The organism is Streptomyces sp. CoH27, assembly GCF_020181035.1.
Taxonomy (GTDB): domain Bacteria; phylum Actinomycetota; class Actinomycetes; order Streptomycetales; family Streptomycetaceae; genus Streptomyces; species Streptomyces camelliae.
This window is the reverse complement of the sequence record NZ_JAIQYY010000001.1, coordinates 247,367-265,686: the sequence shown is the minus strand read 5'-3', so window position 1 is coordinate 265,686 and position 18,320 is coordinate 247,367. Positions and strand designations below refer to the sequence as shown.

The window sequence follows — 18,320 nt, the reverse complement described above, 5'->3', positions numbered from 1 at the left end:
AGGCGAGCCCGGCGAAGGCGAGCCCGGCGAAGGCGAGCCCGGCGAGGGCGAGCGCGTCGTGATGGCGTGAGACCCACGTCTGCGGCGCGCGCGGCGCGGCCCGCTCGTCGAAGCGGCCGTGCGCACCGAAGTCCCGCCCGTCGCCGCCGTCCACCGGCTGCCACAGGTTGTCGGGAACGCCGGACGGCATGGGCTCGTCGGTCATCTGGGAGTCGTAGCCGCTACGGGCGAGATAGCGGTCGAGCAGCCCGGGTGCCACGGCGTTGGCGAGCAGCGTCCCCACGGTGCTCGCGCCGACCCAGTACTCGCGCCGGCGCGGATGATCGGCCGCGTACACCACGGCCCGGGCGGCCACCTCGGGCTGGTAGATCGGCGGCACGGGCTGCGGCCGGCGCGGCATCCGGGCCGACGACCACTCGAACTGGGGAGTGTTCAGCGCGGGCAGCTGGACCATGGTGACCGACACCCCGCTGCGGTGGTGCAGGAGCTCGCAGCGCAGTGCCTCGTTCCAGCCCTGGATCGCGTGCTTGGCACCGCAGTACGGGGACTGCAGGGGGATGCCGCGGTAGGCGAGCGCCGAGCCGACCTGCACGACGGCACCGTGGCCGCGCGGCAGCATCCGGCGCAGCGCGGCCTGTGTGCCGTACACGTACCCGAGGTAGCAGACCTCGGTGACCCGGCGGAACTCGTCCGCGCCGATGTCGGTGAACTCGGCGAACACCGTGGTGAGGGCGTCGTTGACCCAGATGTCTATCGGACCGAGTTCGCGTTCGGCCCGGGTGGCCGCGTCCTCCACCGCGCGGGGGTCGGCCACGTCCGCCGCCAGGGGCAGCGCCGTACCGCCCGCGCGGCGCACCTCCTCGGCCACCGCGTCCAGCCCGGCCCGGCCCCGCGCCACGAGTGCCACCCGGTCTCCTCGTGCGGCGAACGCCCGGGCGGTGGCCCGGCCGACGCCTCCGCTGGCGCCGGTGACCACGACGACCTGTGGGCTGTGCGACGTACGACCGGACCGCCGGACCATGCGTGCTGCCTTTCGTTTCACACCGTCATCGGGCCGATGTCACCGGTGCGACGCCCGGTGCGACGTCTCGCGGCGGCGCGGACCTCCCCGGTGGGCGTGCGCCCGCTTGCGCGCGCCCGGCAGGAACTCCTGGACCTTGGCCTTGAAGCCCTGCCGGAGCACGGCCTCGCGCTCGACATCGCCCTTGAAGACGGCCTTCGCGGTGGACTCCATCTGGTCCCACGTCGCGTGCGGCGGGATCGGCGGCACGGAGGGGTCGGTGAGGAACTCGACCACCGCCGGGCGGTCCGCCCGCAGCGCCTTCTGCCAGGCGTCCAGGACGCCGTCCGGCCTCTCCACACGGATGCCCAGCAGACCGAGCGACTCGGCGAACTCCGCGTAGGAGACGTCCGGGATCGACTGGGACGGCACGAACTGCGGGGAGCCGCCCATCGCCCGCAGCTCCCAGGTGACCTGGTTCAGGTCCTGGTTGTTCCACACCGCGACCACCAGACGCGGATCGCTCCACGCGTCGCGGTACTTGCTCGCGGTGACCAGCTCGGCGAGCCCGTTCATCTGCATCGCGCCGTCACCGACCAGCGCGATCGCCGGACGGTCCGGATGCGCGAACTTCGCCCCGATCGCGTACGGCACACCGCAGCCCATGGTGGCCAGCGTCCCCGACAGCGAGGCCCGCATCGAACCGCGCAGGTGCAGATGGCGGGCGTACCAGTTGGCCACGGAGCCGGAGTCCGAGGAGATGATCGCGTCGTCGGGCAGCAGCGGATCGAGCGACCACGCCACGAACTCCGGGTTGATCGGGTCGGCCGACTGCTCGGCCCGCCGCGTCATCACCCCGCGCCAGCGCTCGTTGTTCGCGATGATCTGCTTCTGCCACGAACGGCTCTTCTTGCGCCGCAGCAGGGGCAGCAGCCGGGACAGGGTCGCACGGGCGTCACCGATCAGATTGACCTCGTACGGATAGCGCATCCCGACCATGTGCGGGTCGATGTCGATCTGCACGCCCCTGGCCTGGTCGAACTCGGGCATGAACTGGGTGTACGGGAAGCTCGAACCGATCGTCAGGAGCGTGTCGCAGTCCCGCATCAGCTCGTACGACGGACGCGTCCCCAGCAGCCCGATCGCGCCGGTGACATACGGCAGTTCGTCACTGAGCACGTCCTTGCCGAGCAGTGCCTTCGCCACTCCGGCGCCCAGCGTCTCGGCGACGCGCTCGACCTCGTCGGAGGCGTCCGCCGCGCCCTGGCCGACGAGCATCGCGACCTTCTCGCCGGCGTTGAGGACCTCGGCGGCGTGGTGCAGCGCGGCCTCGTCGGGCTGCGGGGCGAAGTGCTCGCAGCCGAGGCTGGAGGGGACCATCTTGAAGGAGTGGGTGGGCGGTGAGTAGTCGAGCTCCTGGACGTCGGCCGGGACGATCACGGCGGTCGGGCACCGGCGGGTCCAGGCGGTACGGATGGCCCGGTCGAGCACGTTCGGCAGCTGCTCGGGCACGTTGACGGTCTCGACGTACTCCGACGCCACGTCCTTGAACAGCGTGTGGAGGTCGACCTCCTGCTGGTAGGAACCGCCCATGGCGCTGCGGTTGGTCTGCCCCACGACCGCCACGACCGGCACATGGTCGAGCTTGGCGTCGTACAGCCCGTTGAGCAGGTGGATGGCGCCCGGCCCCGACGTCGCCGCGCACACTCCCACGCGCCCGCTGAACTTCGCGTACCCGACCGCCTCGAACGCCGACATCTCCTCGTGCCGGGACTGGATGAAGCGTGGCTCGTTGTCGGCGCGGCCCCACGCGGCCAGCAGCCCGTTGATGCCGTCGCCGGGATATCCGAAGACGCAGTCCACGCCCCACTCGCGCAGGCGGGCCAGGATGTGGTCGGACACCTTGGTGCTCATGGACTCCTCCTCGACGGTGCCGGTCGCCGTCGGACCGCCGGCGGCGAGCACGACCGGGATGCACTTCTCGGAGTAACCCCCGGGCGCGCCGGAAAACCTCCCGTCCGAACGTCACCTCACGCCAGGTCGTCCAGCCGGTGCGCGGCCCGGTCCAGGGAGCGGCGGCAGCGGCTCAGGTCCTTCCACGGGTTGCCGTGCTCGGCCAGGCGCTCGGGCAGGGTGCGCAGGGTCCACCGCCGCGGGCCCAGCTCCGGGTCGTCGAGTTCGTCCCACTCCAGCGGGGTGGCGACCGGTGCGTGCGGGCGGGCGCGTACGGCGTAGGGGGCGACCGAGGTCTGGGCGTAGGCGTTGCGCTGGGTGTCCAGGTAGAGGCGGCCCCGGCGCTTGTTCTTGCGTGCCTCGGTCGTCAGCCGGTCGCTGTGCCGTGCGGCGAGCACGTCGGCGACCCTGCGCGCGAAGTGCCGCGCGGTGTCGAAGTCCGTGTGCCGGTCGAGCGGGACCAGCAGATGCAGGCCGCGCGATCCCGTCGTCATCAGCGCGGGCCGCAGCCCCAGTTCGGTGAGCAGGTCACCCAGCGTGCGCGCGCCCCACCGGACGTTGTCGAAGCCGTCGCTCGCGTCCTCGGGCGGGTCGAGGTCGAAGACCAGCCGGTCCGGGCAGTCCAGGCAGTCCGCCGGGCTCAGCCACGGATGGGGGGTGATGCACGCCTGGTTGGCGAGGTAGACGAGGGTGGCCGTGTCGTCGCAGACGGCCATGGTGAGGCTGCCGCCCTCCTTGGGCACCCGCACGGTGCGGATCCAGTCGGGGAAATAGTCGGGGACGTCCTTGTGGTAGAACGACTTCCCCTGGTAGCCGTCCGGATACCGCTCCATGACCAGCGGCCGGTCCCTGAGATGGGTGAGCATCGGGCGGGCGACGGCACGGTAGTAGTCGATCAGCTCCGCCTTGGTGATGCCGTCGTCCGGGAACAGCTCCTTGTCGGGGTTGGACACCGGCACCGTACGGCCGCCGACCCGGATCCCGTCCCCGGTCCTCGCCTTGGCACTCATGACGTCTTCCTCGTGTCGTCCCCGGGCCGTTCCCGCACCACGTCCTTCGCGGACTTGTCGGTGCGCAGCCCGACGAACCGCGGATGGCGCAGCTTTCCGTCGCCGGTCCACTCCGTGAACCCGATCTCCGCGACGAGCCTCGGCCGCGTCCAGTGCGCGCCGCGCTCACGGGGCCGGCTCGCGAACGGGCAGCGGTCGCTCTCCAGGCGGTCCAGGCGGGCGCGCAGCTCCTCCAGGGTCGTCCGGTCGTAGCCGGTGCCGACCTTGCCGGCGTAGATGAACCGCTGTCTCTCGTAATAACCGACCAGCAGCGCACCGAAGCCGGTGCGGCTGCCCCGGGGCTCGGTGAAGCCGCCGATCACCAGCTCCTGCCGGCGCCCGCACTTGAACTTCAGCCACTGGGTGGAGCGGCGCTGCTCGTAGCGGCTGTCGGCGCGCTTGGCGATGACCCCCTCCCAGCCCCGCTCGCACGCCTGGCGCAGATACGTCTCCCCCTCGGCGTTGCGGTGCGGGGTGAAACGCAGCGGGGAGGACAGCTCCAGGGCGCGTCGCAGCAGGGCCTTGCGGGTGCGCAGCGGCAGAGCGGTCAGATCGTGCCCGGCCAGATACAGCACGTCGAAGACGTAGTACGTCACCGCCACCCGGCTGGCGCGGGCCTGCCGTGGGTCGTGGATGCCGATGCGCTGCTGCAGTCGGGTGAAGCTGGTCCGGGTGCCCTCGAAGGCCACGATCTCGCCGTCCACCAGGAAGTCGTCGCACTCCTGGTGGCCCAGCGCGTCGGTGATCTCGGGATAGGTGCCGGAGAGCGACTGACCGCTGCGGGACAGCAGTTCGACGCGGGCGCCGTCGCGGGAGCCGAGACAGCGTTCCCCGTCGAGCTTGCGCTCGAAGATCCACTGCGGATCGGAGAAGTACCGCTCGGTCAGCGTGGCGAGCATCGGCCGGGCACCACCGGGCCGGGGCGCCCGGCGCAGCGCCGCCCGCTCCTCGGCCGGCACCGCGTCGAACAGGTCCGTCACCGGCGCGGAGACGGGCATCCGGATCCACCCCTTCCACCGGGAGAGCGGCTGGTCGCCCTCTCCGAGTGCCCGACGGACCGGATGCCATGCAGGCGCGCCGTACGGTGCCGGGGAGCTACACCGTCATGGCGACGAGCAGCACCGCCACACCGACGGCGAGCCAGGCGACGTAGTCACCGAGGTGCCCCGAGTGCAGCCGGCGCAGCGGCACGACGGCGCGCCGCCCCACGCTCTCGCAGGCCGCCCGGACCCGGCCCGCCCACGGCGAGCGCAGCGCGGGACCCCACACGGCGGCTGCCGCGAGGAGTGCCGCCAGTGCGGTCGAGGTGAGCGCGAGGAGCACGCCCTCGGCGCTCCACCCGACGTCGGGCACCGGGCCGGCCGGCGCGACCGGGTGGCCGCGGACCGCGGCGGTGTAGGCGGCACGGTCGGTGAACTGCCGTGCCGCACGGGCGAGCGCGACCCCGAGGCCGGGCAGCAGCCCGACGGCGAGCGCGGCGGCGAGCAGCACGGCAGGCACGGCGAGCATGGGCACGGGGATGCGACGCTGCGGATCGCGGATCTCCGGTTCCTCACCGCCACCGGTGGTCTCCGGCCCGGCGTACCGCTCCCGCGGCCGGGGCCCGGCACCGGCGAAGATCCGGGCACCGGCGCGCAGCACCGCCCCGCCCGTGAGCGCCGACACCAGCACGAACACCACGGGCAGCCAGGGGAACCGGTCCTCGCCGGCGTGCTCGGTGACGGCCTTGCCGAGGGCTGTGCCGGACGGCGGCAGACCGGCCAGCGCGAGACCGCCGAGGGTGAACAAGGCGCCGGTGAGCGGCAGATCCCGGCCGCGCCGGTACAGCCCGTGCTCGTCGACGGAGCCATGCCGGTCGAGCAGGACGCCGGTGGTGGCGAAGAGGGCCGCCTTCACCCCGGCGTGAGCGGCGACGTACAGGGCCACACCGGCCGTCCCGGCGGGGGTCAGCAGTGCCGCGCCGGTGAGGAAGAGCCCGACATGGGCGACGGTGGAGAAGGCGAGCAGCCGCTTGAGGTGCCGCTGCTGCCAGCACATCACCCCGCCCACCAGCGCCGTCAGCACCCCGGCGGCCACGAACACGGCGCGCAGATGCGGCTGCGTGATGCTATGGGGCCCGGAGAACACGACCCAGTAGACGCGTGCGGTGCCGTAGACGGCGAGTTCCACCATGACCCCGGAGAGCAGCATGCACACCGGGGTCGGCGCGACGGAATGCGCGTCGGGCAGCCAGAAGTGCAGCGGCACCACCGCCGCCTTGACCAGCAGCCCCGTGACGATCAGCACGAAGGCGACGGACAGCAGCGCGTCGGGGCGGTGCCCGGCCAGCTTCACCCCGATCTGCGCGAGGCCGAGCTCACCGGTACGCGCGTACACCAGGCCGATGCCGAGCAGGGAGCAGTACGCCCCCAGCGAGTTGACGACGCCGAAGATCAGGGCGCCCTGCACCGGCCGCGGGTCCTCGATGCGATAGCCGGTGAGCGCGTAGGCGACCGCGCCCATCAGCTCGAAGAACACGAACGCGTCGAACAGGTCGCCCGTCAGCGCGAACCCGATCATGCCCGCCTCGAAGAGGAGGATGAGGGCCGGGAAGGTGCCCGCGTGCTCCACGGGCGGCTCGTCGAAGTAACGCCAGGAATAGACGACGACCGCGAGGACGAGCGCACCGGTCAGCAGCGCGAGACCGATGCCGATCCGGTCGCCGACCAGCACGATGCCGACGCTCTCGCCGCGCACCGGGGTCCAGCCGCCCACCCACGACACGCTGTGCCCGTCGCCGGTGCGCAGCCACAGCCAGGACAGACAGGCCACCTCCAGCACCGCCCAGACGGTGACCAGCGCGTCGATGGCGACCCGCGGCAGCCACCGCCCGACGGTCACGAGGACGACGGCGCCCAGCAGCGGAACGGCGACGGCGAGCGGCAGCAGATCAGCGGTACGCACCATGCCCGGCCCACTAGCCCTTCAGCCCGGTGAGCGCGTCCGGGTCGACCGTGCCGTGCCGCTTGCGGATCTGCATGGCGAGCGCGAGCAGCAGCGCCGTCACGGTGGCGCCCACGACGATGTCGGTCAGGGCGAGGGCCTGCACGACCGGGTCGACGGTGCGCGTGCGCAGCGGAGTGTCGGTGAAGTACGGTGCGATGCCTCCGCGCCGGTATCCGACGGTGAGCAGCAGGACGTACGTCGAGGACTGGGCCACGGCGAGACAGCCGACGGCCTGGATGATGTTGCGGCTGGTGACCAGGCCGTATACACCGGCCAGGAAGATCCAGCCGGCCGTGAGGAAGGGCAGGACCGTCATGTGCGGCCTCCCGGGCCCGGGTTGTTCGCCGATCTCACTTCGACGGCCTGGTCGAGGAAGGAGGCGAGCAGGACGATGACGCCCGAGCCGACCTCGACGCCGACCGCCGCGTTCAGCAGGGGCACCAGTCCGCCGGAGGAGAGCTGCCCGAAGGTGCCGAGCGGCAGCACGTTCTGCAGATAGGCGCCGCCCGCGATCAGCCCGGCCAGCCCCAGCGCCGTGAAGGCGCCCGCGCCGAGCGCGTCGGCCACGTCGAGCACGGCCAGCGGGCGGATCCGTTTCAGGACGCGGTAGTCCGCCGCCACGTACGCCATGTGCAGCCCGGTGGCGAGGATGACGCCGCCCTGGAAGCCGCCGCCCGGCGACAACTGGCCGTGCGCCACGATGTACACGCCGGTCAGCAGCGTGACCGGCACCAGCACCAGGCCCAGCAGCTGGGTGCTGGGCAGCACCCGCCCCGCCCGCGGCCGGCCGACCCGCTCGTCACGGGCGTGACGCAGCAGCACTATGGTCCCCAGCACCGAGGCGAACAGGATCGACTCCTCCCCGAGGGTGTCCAGGGCACGCTGGTCGAAGTTGACGGACGAGACCACGTTGGCGGTGCGCTGCCGCAGGGACGCGGCCACCGCGCGCGTGGCATAGGGGTGCACGCTCGTCCCGAAGCGCGGCAGCCCGGTGCAGGCGAGCGTGTACACCACGGCGAAGACGACGGCCGCGGCCCAGAACAGCCGGATCCGCGCGTTACGACTCATCGGTGCCCTCGCGCTCACGGCCGTCCCGGTCGCGGCGGGCAGCCGTGGTGCGGCGCACCTTCCGTACCGTCAGCAGGATCAGCAGCGGGGTGACGGCCGTGCCGACGGCCAGCTGGGACAGCGCCACGTCCGGCGCCTGGAGGAGGGTGAACAGCACGGTGAGACACAGACCGAGGACGGCCAGCAGGACGGCCTGGCGCACCGGGTCGCGGGCGAGCGCCGCCGCGGTGGCGCTCGCCGCCACCAGCACCAGCGCGACGGCGATCAGATACTCCTGGGCGGTGGCCGTGTTCACTCCGGGGAGTCCTTTCGCAGCAGACGTTCGTGCTGGGCCGTCGCCCTGCCGATCGCCATGGCGGTGACCGCACCGCCGATCGCCACGATCACGGCGATGAGGAGCAGCTTGACCGCGGCGCGCCCGGGGCCGGTCTCGACGGCCAGGGCGAGCGCGACGAGCGGCAGGCCGACGGTGGTGGCGGGGGTGAGGGCGTGCAGTCGCTGGAACGGCCCGGGCAGGGCGGCCAGGCCGACGGCCGACAGCAGCAGCACGCCGGTACCGGCGACGAGCAGGACCAGCGCGCACACATGACGGACCGTCATCTCATGCCTCCCGCTGGGTCCGGGTGTCGGGGGTCTCGATCGACCGGCCGCCGAGGAAACGTGAGAAGACCAGCGTGCCGGCGGGCCCGAGGACGGCGAGGACGAGGCCGAGGTCGGCGAAGGAACTGCGGCCGAAACCCTGGGCCGTCAGCAGCAGGACGGCGGTCACGACGGTGGTCGCCAGGTTGAGCCCCGCCAGCCGCTCGACCGCCGTTCCCCGGGCGGTGGCCCACATGCACAAGGGCATCGCCAGGGTCAGCAGGACGGCGGTCGCGAGCAGCCACGCGTTCATCGCCGCCGCCCCTCGGTGAGCACGTCCTCCAGGCGCGTACGGTCGTCGGTGAGGAAGTGGGCGACGACGGTCCGGTGGTCCTTCCCCTCGCGCTGCCACCCGGGGACGTCGACGACGTACGCGCCCGGGGTGGAGGACAGCAGAGCGCAGGCCCACGCGGGTCCCGTACCGGACGCCAGTGTCACCGTCTTCAGCCTGCCTCCGGCCGAACGGCCGCCGAGGGCACGCGCGGTGAGCGCACTCAGCCGGAGTATGTCGTTCAGGACCGCGCCGGGCCAGGCGAGAGCCGCCGCCCCCCACCTCCGGGTGCCGCCCGGTCCGGCCCCCGACGCCGTGTGCACGGCCCGGGCGGCGACCGCGGCGATCACCGCTCCCGCGGCGGCCACGACGAGTTCGAGGACCGTCACGGAGCTGATGAACATCAGGTTGACGCCGACCAGCACCGCCCACCACGCCAGTACCTCGCCCACAGCCGCTGCCGTCTGCCGCATCGCCCCTCCTCACCGACGTACGCCGTCATGGACCAGCAACGTGTACCGTGCACGGCGAGCGCCATGCCCCGCGCACGCCGGGGAGGACGAACCGCCGGGCCGAGCATCACCGTGATGGAGCATCACGTTCCGCCGCGGGTACCCACACGCGCGGGCCTGTATCACCCGGTCATCGGATGCGCCGGCCGTGGTCGCGGCGGCGGACGGCGGTGACGGTGCCCGCGGCGGCGAGGGCGGCACCGGTGGCCGTCAGTGCCGCGGCACGGCGTGCGTCGGCCGGCCGCGGATCCTGGCGCGGGGCGCCGAGCTTCTCCGGACGGTCGGCCGGCGCGCCGCCGTCGAGCCCCAGGGCGAGCGCCTCGGCCAGATGCATGGCCCGCCGGCCCGTGTCGCCCTGCTCGATCTGGGTACGGCAGCTGTAGCCGTCGGCGACGACCAGCGCGGAGGGGGCCGCCGCGCGGACCGCCGGGAGCAGCCCCAGCTCGCCGATCCGCATCGACAGCGCGTAGTGGCCGCGCTCGAACCCGAAGTTCCCGGCGAGACCACAGCACCCCACGTCCAGTACGTCGGCGACGATCCCGGCCCTGCGCATCAGTTCGGTGTCCGCGTCCATGCCCAGGACCGCGTGCTGGTGGCAGTGCGGCTGCACGGTGGCGAGGCGGGCCAGGTGCGGGGGCTGCCAGCCGGGAGTCCGGTTCAGCACCACCTCGGCCAGGGTCATCGCCTGGTCGGCCAGACGCCGTACGTCGCGGTCGTCGGGCATCATCTCGGGGGCGTCGGCCCGGAACACGGCGGCGCAGGAAGGCTCCAGGACCACGACCGGAGTGCCGGCGTCGAGCCACGGCCGCAGGATGCGCAGGGTCCGGCGCAGCACGCGCCGCGCGGTCTTCAGCTGGCCCGTGGAGATGCAGGTCAGACCGCAGCACAGCGGCTCGGCCGGTACGGCGACCCGCAGTCCGGTGTCCCGCAGGACGCGTACCGCGGCCTGGGCGACATGAGGGTGGAAGGCGTTGCTGAACGTGTCGGGCCACAGGACGACGGCGTCCGGATCGCCCGGCCGCGGCTCCGGCCCGCCCTGCTCGCGCCACCACTGGACGAAGGACTGCTCGGCGAAGAGCGGCGCGTCCCGCTGCGCCGCCACACCGGCGAGCCGTTTGCCGACGTCGGACAGCACCGGCGCGTGCAGGAGCGCGTTGACCGCCCGCGGGCTCGTCCGGGACAGCAGGGCCCACAGCGGCAGCCAGCCGAGCGCGTAATGGGCGGCGGGCCGCGGTCGCCCGGCGTAGTGGTGGGCGAGTAACTCGGCCTTGTAGGTGGCCATGTCGACGCCGGCCGGGCAGTCCGACTTGCATCCTTTGCAGGCCAGGCACAGGTCGAGCGCGTCGCGCACCTCGGGTGAGCGCCAGCCGCCGCGGACCGGTGAGTCGGGGTGGCCGCCCAGCATCTCGAACAGCAGGCGGGCCCGGCCACGGGTCGAGTGCTCCTCTTCGAGCGTGCCGCGGTAGGAGGGGCACATCACGCCTCCGGAGCGGCTGCGGCACTGCCCGATGCCGACGCACCGCAGCACGGCCCGGCCGAAGCTGCCCTCGTCGTCGGGGTACCGGAAGTGGGTGGCGGGGTCGGCCGGTCGCCACCGCGCGCCCAGCCGCAGGTCGGCGTCGAGCGGACGGGGGTGGACGACCTTGCCGGGGTTCATCCGGTCGCCGGGGTCGAAGAGCGCCTTGAACTCACCGAACGCGTCCACCAGTCGCCGGCCGAACATGCGCGTCAGCAGCTCGCCGCGGGCCTGCCCGTCGCCGTGTTCGCCCGACAGCGAGCCGCCGTAGGAGCCGACCAGGTCGGCGGCGCGTTCCAGGAACCGCCGGAAGTCCGCGACGCCCTCGGTGGAACGCAGGTCGAAGGGGATGCGGGTGTGGACACAGCCCTGGCCGAAGTGCCCGTACAGGGACGACAGTCCGTAGCCGAACTCGGTGAAGAGGGCTTCCAGGTCGCGCAGATAGGCGCCCAGCCGGTCCGGCGCCACCGCGGAGTCCTCCCAGCCCTCCCAGGTCTCGCGGTCGTCCGGCGGACGGGCGGTGACGCCGAGCCCGGCCTCGCGCGCCTTGAGCATCTCCGTCTCGCGGGCGGGGTCGTCGCTGAGGGCGACAGAGGCGTCGTCGGTGTCCCGGCCGGTCGCGCGCAGCAACGCGTGGGCCTGCTCGTCGGCCTGCTCGGTGGAGTCGCCGCTGAACTGCAGCAGGAGCCAGCTGTCGCCGTCCGGGAAGCGTTCGAGGGAGTCCAGATAGGCGTGCTCCTCCCGCATCAGCTGGGCCATCCGGCCGTCGATCGCCTCCAGCATCGTGGGGGAGCAGTGTTCCAGCAGCCGGGGCACGTCGTCGGCGGCCGTGAAGATGTCGGGGTAGCCGAGCACCAGGGTCGCATCGGCGGCCGGGACCGGGACCAGGTCGAGCTCAGCGTGCGTGACGGCGACGAGCGTGCCCTCGCTGCCGGTCAGCGCGCGGGCGACGTCGAAGCCGTTCTCGGGCAGCAGCGCGTCCAGGTTGTAGCCCGAGACCCGGCGGGGGATGTGCGGGAAGCCCTGGCGGATGCCGGCCATATGACGGTCGGCCAGCTCCCGCATGCCGCGGTACAGCTCGGCCCGCCGGCCGCCGGCGGCGAGGATCTCCGCGTACTCCTCGTGCGTGGTGGGGCCGGTCCAGCAGCGCAGCCCGTCGTAGGTGAGGATCTCCAGCCGGCGCACGTTGTCGGCGGTCTTGCCGTACGCCTGCGCGGTGGCGCCGCACGCGTTGTTGCCGATCATGCCGCCGAGCGCGCACTGGCCGTGGGTGGACGGCTTGGGGCCGAACTTCAGGCCGTACGGGGAGAGTTGCCGGTTGAGTTCGTCCAGCACGATCCCGGGTTCCACGACACAGGTGCGCCGGCCCTCGTCCACGGAGAGCAGACGATGGCAGTACTTGGTCCAGTCGACGATCACGGCGTGGTTGGTGCACTGCCCGCCGAGCGAGGTCCCACCGCCCCGGGACAGCACGGGAAGGCCGTACTCGGCACACACGGCGATGGCCTGCGCCCCCGCCTCCACGGTGCGGGGCACCACGACGCCGACGGGGATCTGGCGGTAGTTGGAGCCGTCCGTCGCGTACGCGCCGCGGCTGCCGGCGTCGAAGCGGACCTCGCCGTCGACCCGGCGCCGCAGGGCGGCCCCGGCGGCGCGCAGCTGACCGGGTGAGAGACTGTCGGGGTGTTCCGCGGCCATGGGGGCCTCGTCCTTCCCGTGCGCAAGCGATCAGGTCCGTTTCCCGTGCCCGTCGTCCTCGGTGAGCTCGTCCAGGGTGCGGCCGCTGCGTACGGAGGCGGGCTCGGTGCTCACCGGGTTCCGGCGGGCGTCGGCCCCTTCGTCGGACAGCTTGATCATGATCCAGCGCTCGCGCTCGCCGTCCTGTCCGGTGCGGGTCATCGCATAGCCGCCGCGCAGTTTCTCGCCCTCCAGCCACACCTTGACATGGCCTTCGCCCACCCCCTTGGCCACGGGCACCTTCCTGCCCTCGTCCTCGGCCAGATTCCGGTACGTGCCGGTGTCCCAGACGATGACCTCGCCGGCGCCGTACTCGCCGGGCGGGATGACGCCCTCGAAGTCCAGGTAGTCCACCGGATGGTCCTCGGTGCGCATCGCCAGGCGCTTGTCCCTGGGATCGGTGGAGGGGCCCTTGGGGACGGCCCACGACTTCAGCACACCGCCCGCCTCCAGCCGGAAGTCGTAGTGCAGCGAGGTGGCGGAGTGCTTCTGGATCACGAACCGGCGCCTGCCGCCCTTCGGCGAGGCACCGCCCATGGGTTCCGGCGTCCGGCCCGCCCTGCGTTTGCCGCGGTACGTCTCCAGCGACCGACCGGATGCCGACCTGCGGGGTGTGCCGCTCTTACCAGCCATGCCGCCCGTGTTCCCGGGACGGACGGTGACAAACGGCCGCATGGAGCGGACCCCGGCGGGTACCCGCAGGCTCCGGAACGGCGCAGCGCTGACCACCGGTGGAACGCCGGACCGGTGACACGGCGATGACGGCGGGTGACTGGCGATGGCTGCGAAGACCGACGGGAAGCCCGGCCGGAAGAAGGCCGGCGCCACGGACACGGCGGTGGTGCGCGCGCTGCTCGACCGGCAGAAGCGGACCTATGCGGCGCAGGCCGGCATCCGGCTGCGCGACACCCCGGCCCCGCTGTACCAGATGCTGGTGCTGGCGACGCTCCTCAGCGCCCGTATCCGGGCCGACACCGCGGTGGCCGCGGCCCGCGCGCTGTTCGACGCCGGGATGCGCGACCCGCGTGCGATGGCGCGGGCGTCCTGGCAGCAGCGCGTCGACGCCCTCGGCAAGGGCGGCTACCGCCGTTACGACGAACGGACCTCCACCATGCTCGGCGAGGGAGCCGAGCTGCTGCTGGAGCGCTGGGGCGGTGATCTGCGCCGGCTGCGCGAGGAGTCCGACCCGAGGAAGGCACTGCTGGACATTCCCGGGATCGGTCCCACCGGGGCCGACATCTTCCTGCGCGACGTGCAGGGCATCTGGCCGGAGTTCGCCCCGTACGTCGACCGCAAGGTCCTCGACGGAGCCCGGCGGCTCGGGCTGCCCGCCTCGCCGGAGACACTGGGCGGCCTCGTCGCCGGCCGTGACCTGCCCCGCCTGGCGGACGGCCTGGTCAACGCCGCGCTCGACAGACCCCTCGCCGACGAGGTGCTCGCCGCCGCGAAGGCGGCCTGACCGACCGGTACGACCCATGAATGCGCTGCCATGTGCCTGAGACTCGGGAGGTGCCGGTGATGGACGGGCGCAGGCTGACGGAGGCTGAACGCCGGGCGCTGGTCGAGATCGAGATGCGGCTGCGACAGGAGTCGCGGCAGCTCGACCACGAGCTGAGCACCATGACCCGCAGCCGCCGGGCCCGGATGAAGGACGCCCTGGACAGGGTCAGGGGACGCGTCGTCCTGGCCCTCGGCCTGGTCTCCCTGACCCTGCTGATCGGCGCCCTGCGGACCGCGTCGACGGCGCTGACCTGGGTGTTCGCGATCAGCTGGGCGCTGACCCTGATCAGCGCGGCCGTCCTGCTGTTCAGGCCGCGCGACGGCACGCCCCGCGATCCGGCCGGACCCGGGAGGCCGTGACCGCCCTCCGGACCGATCGACAGCCGGCCAGGGTGGCAGGGGTCCCCCGCGAAGAGCAGGATGGATGAGGCGGACCAGTACCTGCGGACCAGTACCTGAGGGGCGCACGGCGCGTCGGACTCCGGAGGGGTTGATGACCACGGGCAGCGACTCGGCCAGGGCCGACGGAGAGCGCATCCACGAGCTGGAGGAAGAGGTCGACCAGCTCAGGCGGGCCGTCAGCTCCCACGCGGTCGTGGACCAGGCCATCGGGATGATGGTCGCGCTGGGCCGGGTCACGCCCGACCAGGGGTGGGACGTACTGAAGGACGTGTCCCAGCACACGAACATCAAACTGCGCCATGTCGCGGAGATGATCCTCATCTGGGGGCGGCAGGGCGAGATCTCCCCGGAGATCCCGGTCGCCCTCGAAGCGGCCCTCGACCGTCACAGCCCCGCCCAGATCCCCGGCCTGCCGCTGACCGACTGAGGCCGGCCTCCGCCTCGGTAGCCTCTGGGAGAGCTATGTGTCGATCTTCCGGTTCCATGCGGCGCAGGAGGCCTTCGACGTCGATCTGCGGGAGATCCAGGGGCAGGAACGCCTCGATGTCCTCTGCGGGTTCATGACGGCGATCGGCCGGCGACCGGGCAAGCCGGTGCTGATGGACGCCGAGGGCGGTGACAGGAACCGTCCGCCCGTGCGTTCCGTGCGAACGAATCCGGCCCCGTCGGCGTCGATCTACCGTGAAGACACATGCAGCGGATGGTCGTGTCGCCGCGTCGGTGGTCGTCGTCGCCCTGGTCGTTCTGACGGGGTGTTCGGCGTCGGGAGCGGGCGGTTCGCAGACCGTTACGAGGAGTGAGGCGATCACTGGGCCGGTCACGGTGAGCGGCGACGGCCGCAGCCTCGCGGTCATGGTGGAGTCGGGTGGGTGTGACGAACTTCCCCGGGTCAGGGTTTCCGAGCGTCCCAGGAGCGTCCTCCTCACCGTACGGATCACCAGCCGGACGGGACCGGACGTCGTCTGCCCGGCTGTCGCCCGGTTCGGCCCGGTCCGCGCGACCCTGCGTGCGGCCCTGGGAGGCAGGACTCTGACCGACGGTACGACCGGTCGTCGGCTGTCGGTCCGGAGAGAGTAGCCGCCTGAACCGGCGCAGCGGAGCGGCAGGGAAAGTACGGTCGTCGAATAGTTCGGTGACCGATGTAAACTGGGAGCATGGCCACCGACATGAACCCGCACACGTCCACGCGCCGCTGGCCTGCCATGCTCACCGTGGAACGGCCCCGCCCGGAGGGGATACGGTCCCGGCCGAACGGCTGGTGGCTGGCCGTGGGCGCGGTGTGCTTCGGCGCGTTCATGGGGCAGTTGGACGCGAGCATCGTGACGCTGACGTACGGCAGTCTGCGCACGGAGTTCCACGCCTCGCTGGCGGCGGTGGAGTGGGTGTCGCTGGCCTATCTGCTGACGCTGGTGGCGCTGCTGGTGCCGGCCGGCCGGCTGGCGGACGCGCACGGCCGCAAACTGCTGTACCTGTACGGGTTCGCCGTGTTCACCCTGGCCTCCGCCGCCTGCGGTTTCGCCCCGTCCCTGCTCGCGCTCGTCGCGTTCCGGGTCGTCCAGGCGGCCGGAGCGGCAATGATGCAGGCCAACAGCGTGGCGCTGGTGACCACCAGTGCGCCGCGCGAGCGGATGCGCAGCGCCCTGGGCGTCCAGGCCGCCGCCCAGGCGCTGGGACTGGCCCTGGGACCGACCGTGGGCGGAGCGCTGGTGTCGACGCTGGGCTGGCGGTGGGTGTTCTGGGTGAACGTCCCCGTCGGCGTGGTCGCGTTGGTCGGCGGGCACTATCTGCTGCCCCGCACGAGGGCGCGGACCCGCGTCGCACGCTTCGACTGGTGGGGGCTCGCCCTGCTGGCCACGGCGACCACCAGCGCCCTGATGGCGGTGTCCGCGGCGTCCGGGCTGCCCGTGCCGGGGTGGGGCGTGGCCGTGCTGTCCGGTGTGGCGGCCGTGGCGAGCCGGGGGTTCGTCCGGCGCCAGCGTCGGACGGCCGCCCCGTTGCTGGATCTTGCGCTGCTGAGGGTGCGGGCGGTGGCGTCCGGGCTGCTGGGGGCGCTGAGCGGCTATCTGGTGCTGTTCGGCCCGCTGGTGCTGGTACCCGTCGTGCTCACCGCGCGTGGCACCTCGGAGCTGACCGCCGGACTGGTGCTCACGGCGCTGCCGGCCGGGTTCGCGCTGGCCGCCACCGGCGGTGACCGGCTGCTGCCGGGCGGTCTCGCGGACCGCGGGCGCTGCCTGGCCGGGGCCGCGGTGTTCACGGTCGGGTCGGCCGCCCTGCTGGCCGTTCCGCTCACGGCCGCCTGGCTGGTGCCCGTGCTGGCGCTGACCGGGCTGGGCCTCGGGACGTTCACGCCGGCCAACAACGCCATGATCATGGGTGCGATACCCGCCGGTTGCTCCGGCACGGGCGGTGGTCTCGTCAACATGACCCGTGGCCTGGGCACGGCACTCGGCGTCGCCCTGGTGACCCTCGCCCTGCACCTGGCAGGCAGCGCGGCCGCACAGACGGGGGCGCGCTGGGCGGCCGTCGTCCTGCTGGCCGCCTCGGCCGTCGCGATCGCGTCGGCCTGGCTGAGCCCTCGTACGGACCCGAAGGCGTCGCGGGCGGCCCGGTGAGGGCGGGGCGGCTGATCGTCAGGGGGTTTCGCCGCCGGGGCGGACCAGGAGAGCCACCCCCGACGACGGCCCGCCCGGTGGCGCCAGGGACACGGTCGTCACACCCGTTCCGTGCCGGCCGCGACCGACGGTTCCTTCCCCTCGGCGACGCCGGGCGGGTACGGGGCGTCGTCGCCGGGTCGAGGCCTGCGGCTCACGAAGAGATGGACCAGCGCGCCGGTGAACAGGACGAGGGAGACGTAGTCGTTCAGGCGCAGGCCGAGGAAGTGGTTGGCGTGGTCGATGCGCAGGGCCTCGATCCAGGCCCGGCCGGCGGTGTAGGCGAGCACGTAGCAGGCGAACAGCCGCGCCCGGCGGAGCCGTCCGTGATGGCGGCGGTCCAGCCACAGCAGCAGCGCCAGGACGCCGAGGTCCCACAGCGACTCGTACAGGAACGTCGGGTGGTACAGACCGACCATGGGCATGTCGGCGGGGCGGTGTGCGGGGTCGATCCGCAGGGCCCAGGGCAGATGGGTGGGGCGGCCGTACAGCTCCTGGTTGAAGTAGTTGCCCCAGCGGCCGATCGCCTGCGCGAGCACCAGCCCCGGCGCGACCGCGTCGGCGAAGTCGGACAGCCCGATGCCGCGGCGGCGGCAGCCGAGCCAGGCGCCGAACGCGCCGAGCGCCACCGCGCCGGGGATGCCCAGGCCGCCGTCCCAGATGTAGAGGGCGCGGATGGGCTGCTTGCCGGCGGTGAAGTACAGCTCCGGGTCGGTGAGCACGTGGTAGAGCCGCCCGCCGAGGATGCCGAACGGTACGGCCCAGATGGCGATGTCGGCGATGTCCTCGCGGCGCCCGCCCCTGGCCTCCCAGCGCCGGCCGGTGAGCCACACGGCGGTGAAGATGCCGGCCAGGATGCACAGCGCGTACGCGCGGATCGGCAGCGGCCCGAGGTGCCACACTCCTTGGGAGGGGCTGGGGAGGTACGCCAGATTCAAGGCTCGACCGTTTCTTGCGTGCAGGGAGCCCGGTCCGCGAGAGCCGGGGAGGACTCACCCGACGATACATCGGACACCGAAGCGTCCGGCGAGGACGGC

The 18,320-nt window shown here is 72.8% G+C and carries 19 protein-coding genes; 5 read left to right on the top strand and 14 right to left on the bottom strand.

Features of this window, described 5'->3' with window-relative positions; genetic code table 11:
• The 13 genes from LE548_RS01275 to LE548_RS01215 form a co-directional block, all read right to left on the bottom strand.
• The coding region (locus LE548_RS01275; protein ID WP_225094690.1) for an SDR family oxidoreductase at positions 1-1,021 on the bottom strand (1,021 nt) is incomplete at its 3' end.
• Between the two features lie 39 nt (positions 1,022-1,060).
• The gene (locus LE548_RS01270; protein ID WP_225094689.1) at positions 1,061-2,914 is read right to left on the bottom strand and encodes a thiamine pyrophosphate-requiring protein; all 1,854 of its coding nucleotides are present in this window, start codon (positions 2,912-2,914) and stop codon (positions 1,061-1,063) included.
• Positions 2,915-3,030: 116 nt separating this feature from the next.
• On the bottom strand, positions 3,031-3,963 hold the full coding sequence (gene ligD, locus LE548_RS01265; RefSeq protein ID WP_225094688.1) for a non-homologous end-joining DNA ligase: 933 nt from the start codon (positions 3,961-3,963) through the stop codon (positions 3,031-3,033).
• Entirely contained in the window at positions 3,960-5,000 is a 1,041-nt protein-coding gene (gene ligD, locus LE548_RS01260; protein ID WP_225094687.1) for a non-homologous end-joining DNA ligase, read from the bottom strand. Before ligD (LE548_RS01260) ends, ligD (LE548_RS01265) begins: the two co-directional genes overlap by 4 nt.
• Before the next feature lie 97 nt (positions 5,001-5,097).
• Positions 5,098-6,948, bottom strand: coding sequence for a complex I subunit 5 family protein (locus tag LE548_RS01255; protein ID WP_225094686.1), 1,851 nt, complete (start codon positions 6,946-6,948; stop codon positions 5,098-5,100).
• Positions 6,949-6,958: 10 nt separating this feature from the next.
• On the bottom strand, positions 6,959-7,303 hold the full coding sequence (locus tag LE548_RS01250; protein ID WP_225094685.1) for a sodium:proton antiporter: 345 nt from the start codon (positions 7,301-7,303) through the stop codon (positions 6,959-6,961).
• Positions 7,300-8,055, bottom strand: a complete 756-nt coding sequence (locus tag LE548_RS01245; protein ID WP_225094684.1) for an MnhB domain-containing protein — start codon at positions 8,053-8,055, stop codon at positions 7,300-7,302. Before LE548_RS01245 ends, LE548_RS01250 begins: the two co-directional genes overlap by 4 nt.
• The gene (locus LE548_RS01240) at positions 8,045-8,350 is read right to left on the bottom strand and encodes a hydrogenase subunit MbhD domain-containing protein (protein WP_225094683.1); all 306 of its coding nucleotides are present in this window, start codon (positions 8,348-8,350) and stop codon (positions 8,045-8,047) included. Before LE548_RS01240 ends, LE548_RS01245 begins: the two co-directional genes overlap by 11 nt.
• A complete protein-coding gene (locus tag LE548_RS01235) occupies positions 8,347-8,655 on the bottom strand; it encodes a monovalent cation/H(+) antiporter subunit G (protein WP_225094682.1) in 309 nt (102 codons plus the stop codon). Before LE548_RS01235 ends, LE548_RS01240 begins: the two co-directional genes overlap by 4 nt.
• Before the next feature lies 1 nt (position 8,656).
• Complete coding sequence (locus LE548_RS01230; RefSeq protein ID WP_225094681.1) at positions 8,657-8,947, bottom strand: MrpF/PhaF family protein; 291 nt, start codon at positions 8,945-8,947, stop codon at positions 8,657-8,659.
• The gene (locus tag LE548_RS01225) at positions 8,944-9,438 is read right to left on the bottom strand and encodes a hypothetical protein (protein WP_225094680.1); all 495 of its coding nucleotides are present in this window, start codon (positions 9,436-9,438) and stop codon (positions 8,944-8,946) included. The genes LE548_RS01230 and LE548_RS01225 overlap by 4 nt, the downstream gene beginning before the upstream one ends.
• A 169-nt stretch (positions 9,439-9,607) precedes the next feature.
• Positions 9,608-12,691, bottom strand: coding sequence for an FAD-binding and (Fe-S)-binding domain-containing protein (locus LE548_RS01220; protein WP_225094679.1), 3,084 nt, complete (start codon positions 12,689-12,691; stop codon positions 9,608-9,610).
• Between the two features lie 30 nt (positions 12,692-12,721).
• A complete protein-coding gene (locus tag LE548_RS01215) occupies positions 12,722-13,363 on the bottom strand; it encodes a DNA polymerase ligase N-terminal domain-containing protein (protein WP_225094678.1) in 642 nt (213 codons plus the stop codon).
• A 145-nt stretch (positions 13,364-13,508) separates the two neighbouring features.
• Between LE548_RS01215 and LE548_RS01210 the strand changes: the two genes are divergently transcribed.
• From LE548_RS01210 to LE548_RS01190, 5 genes are all read left to right on the top strand, one after another.
• Positions 13,509-14,189 (top strand): endonuclease, encoded by a 681-nt coding sequence (locus LE548_RS01210; protein WP_225094677.1) that lies wholly within the window; start codon positions 13,509-13,511, stop codon positions 14,187-14,189.
• Positions 14,190-14,248: 59 nt separating this feature from the next.
• Entirely contained in the window at positions 14,249-14,590 is a 342-nt protein-coding gene (locus LE548_RS01205; protein ID WP_225094676.1) for a DUF3040 domain-containing protein, read from the top strand.
• Positions 14,591-14,723: 133 nt separating this feature from the next.
• Positions 14,724-15,059, top strand: a complete 336-nt coding sequence (locus tag LE548_RS01200) for an ANTAR domain-containing protein (protein ID WP_225094675.1) — start codon at positions 14,724-14,726, stop codon at positions 15,057-15,059.
• 37 nt (positions 15,060-15,096) lie between these two features.
• Complete coding sequence (locus LE548_RS01195; protein WP_374116015.1) at positions 15,097-15,432, top strand: hypothetical protein; 336 nt, start codon at positions 15,097-15,099, stop codon at positions 15,430-15,432.
• Positions 15,433-15,834: 402 nt separating this feature from the next.
• The gene (locus LE548_RS01190) at positions 15,835-17,244 is read left to right on the top strand and encodes an MFS transporter (RefSeq protein WP_225094956.1); all 1,410 of its coding nucleotides are present in this window, start codon (positions 15,835-15,837) and stop codon (positions 17,242-17,244) included.
• Between the two features lie 98 nt (positions 17,245-17,342).
• Here LE548_RS01190 and lgt read toward each other — a convergent pair whose 3' ends face one another.
• Positions 17,343-18,221, bottom strand: a complete 879-nt coding sequence (gene lgt / locus LE548_RS01185) for a prolipoprotein diacylglyceryl transferase (protein ID WP_225094674.1) — start codon at positions 18,219-18,221, stop codon at positions 17,343-17,345.
• Positions 18,222-18,320 lie beyond the last annotated feature (99 nt).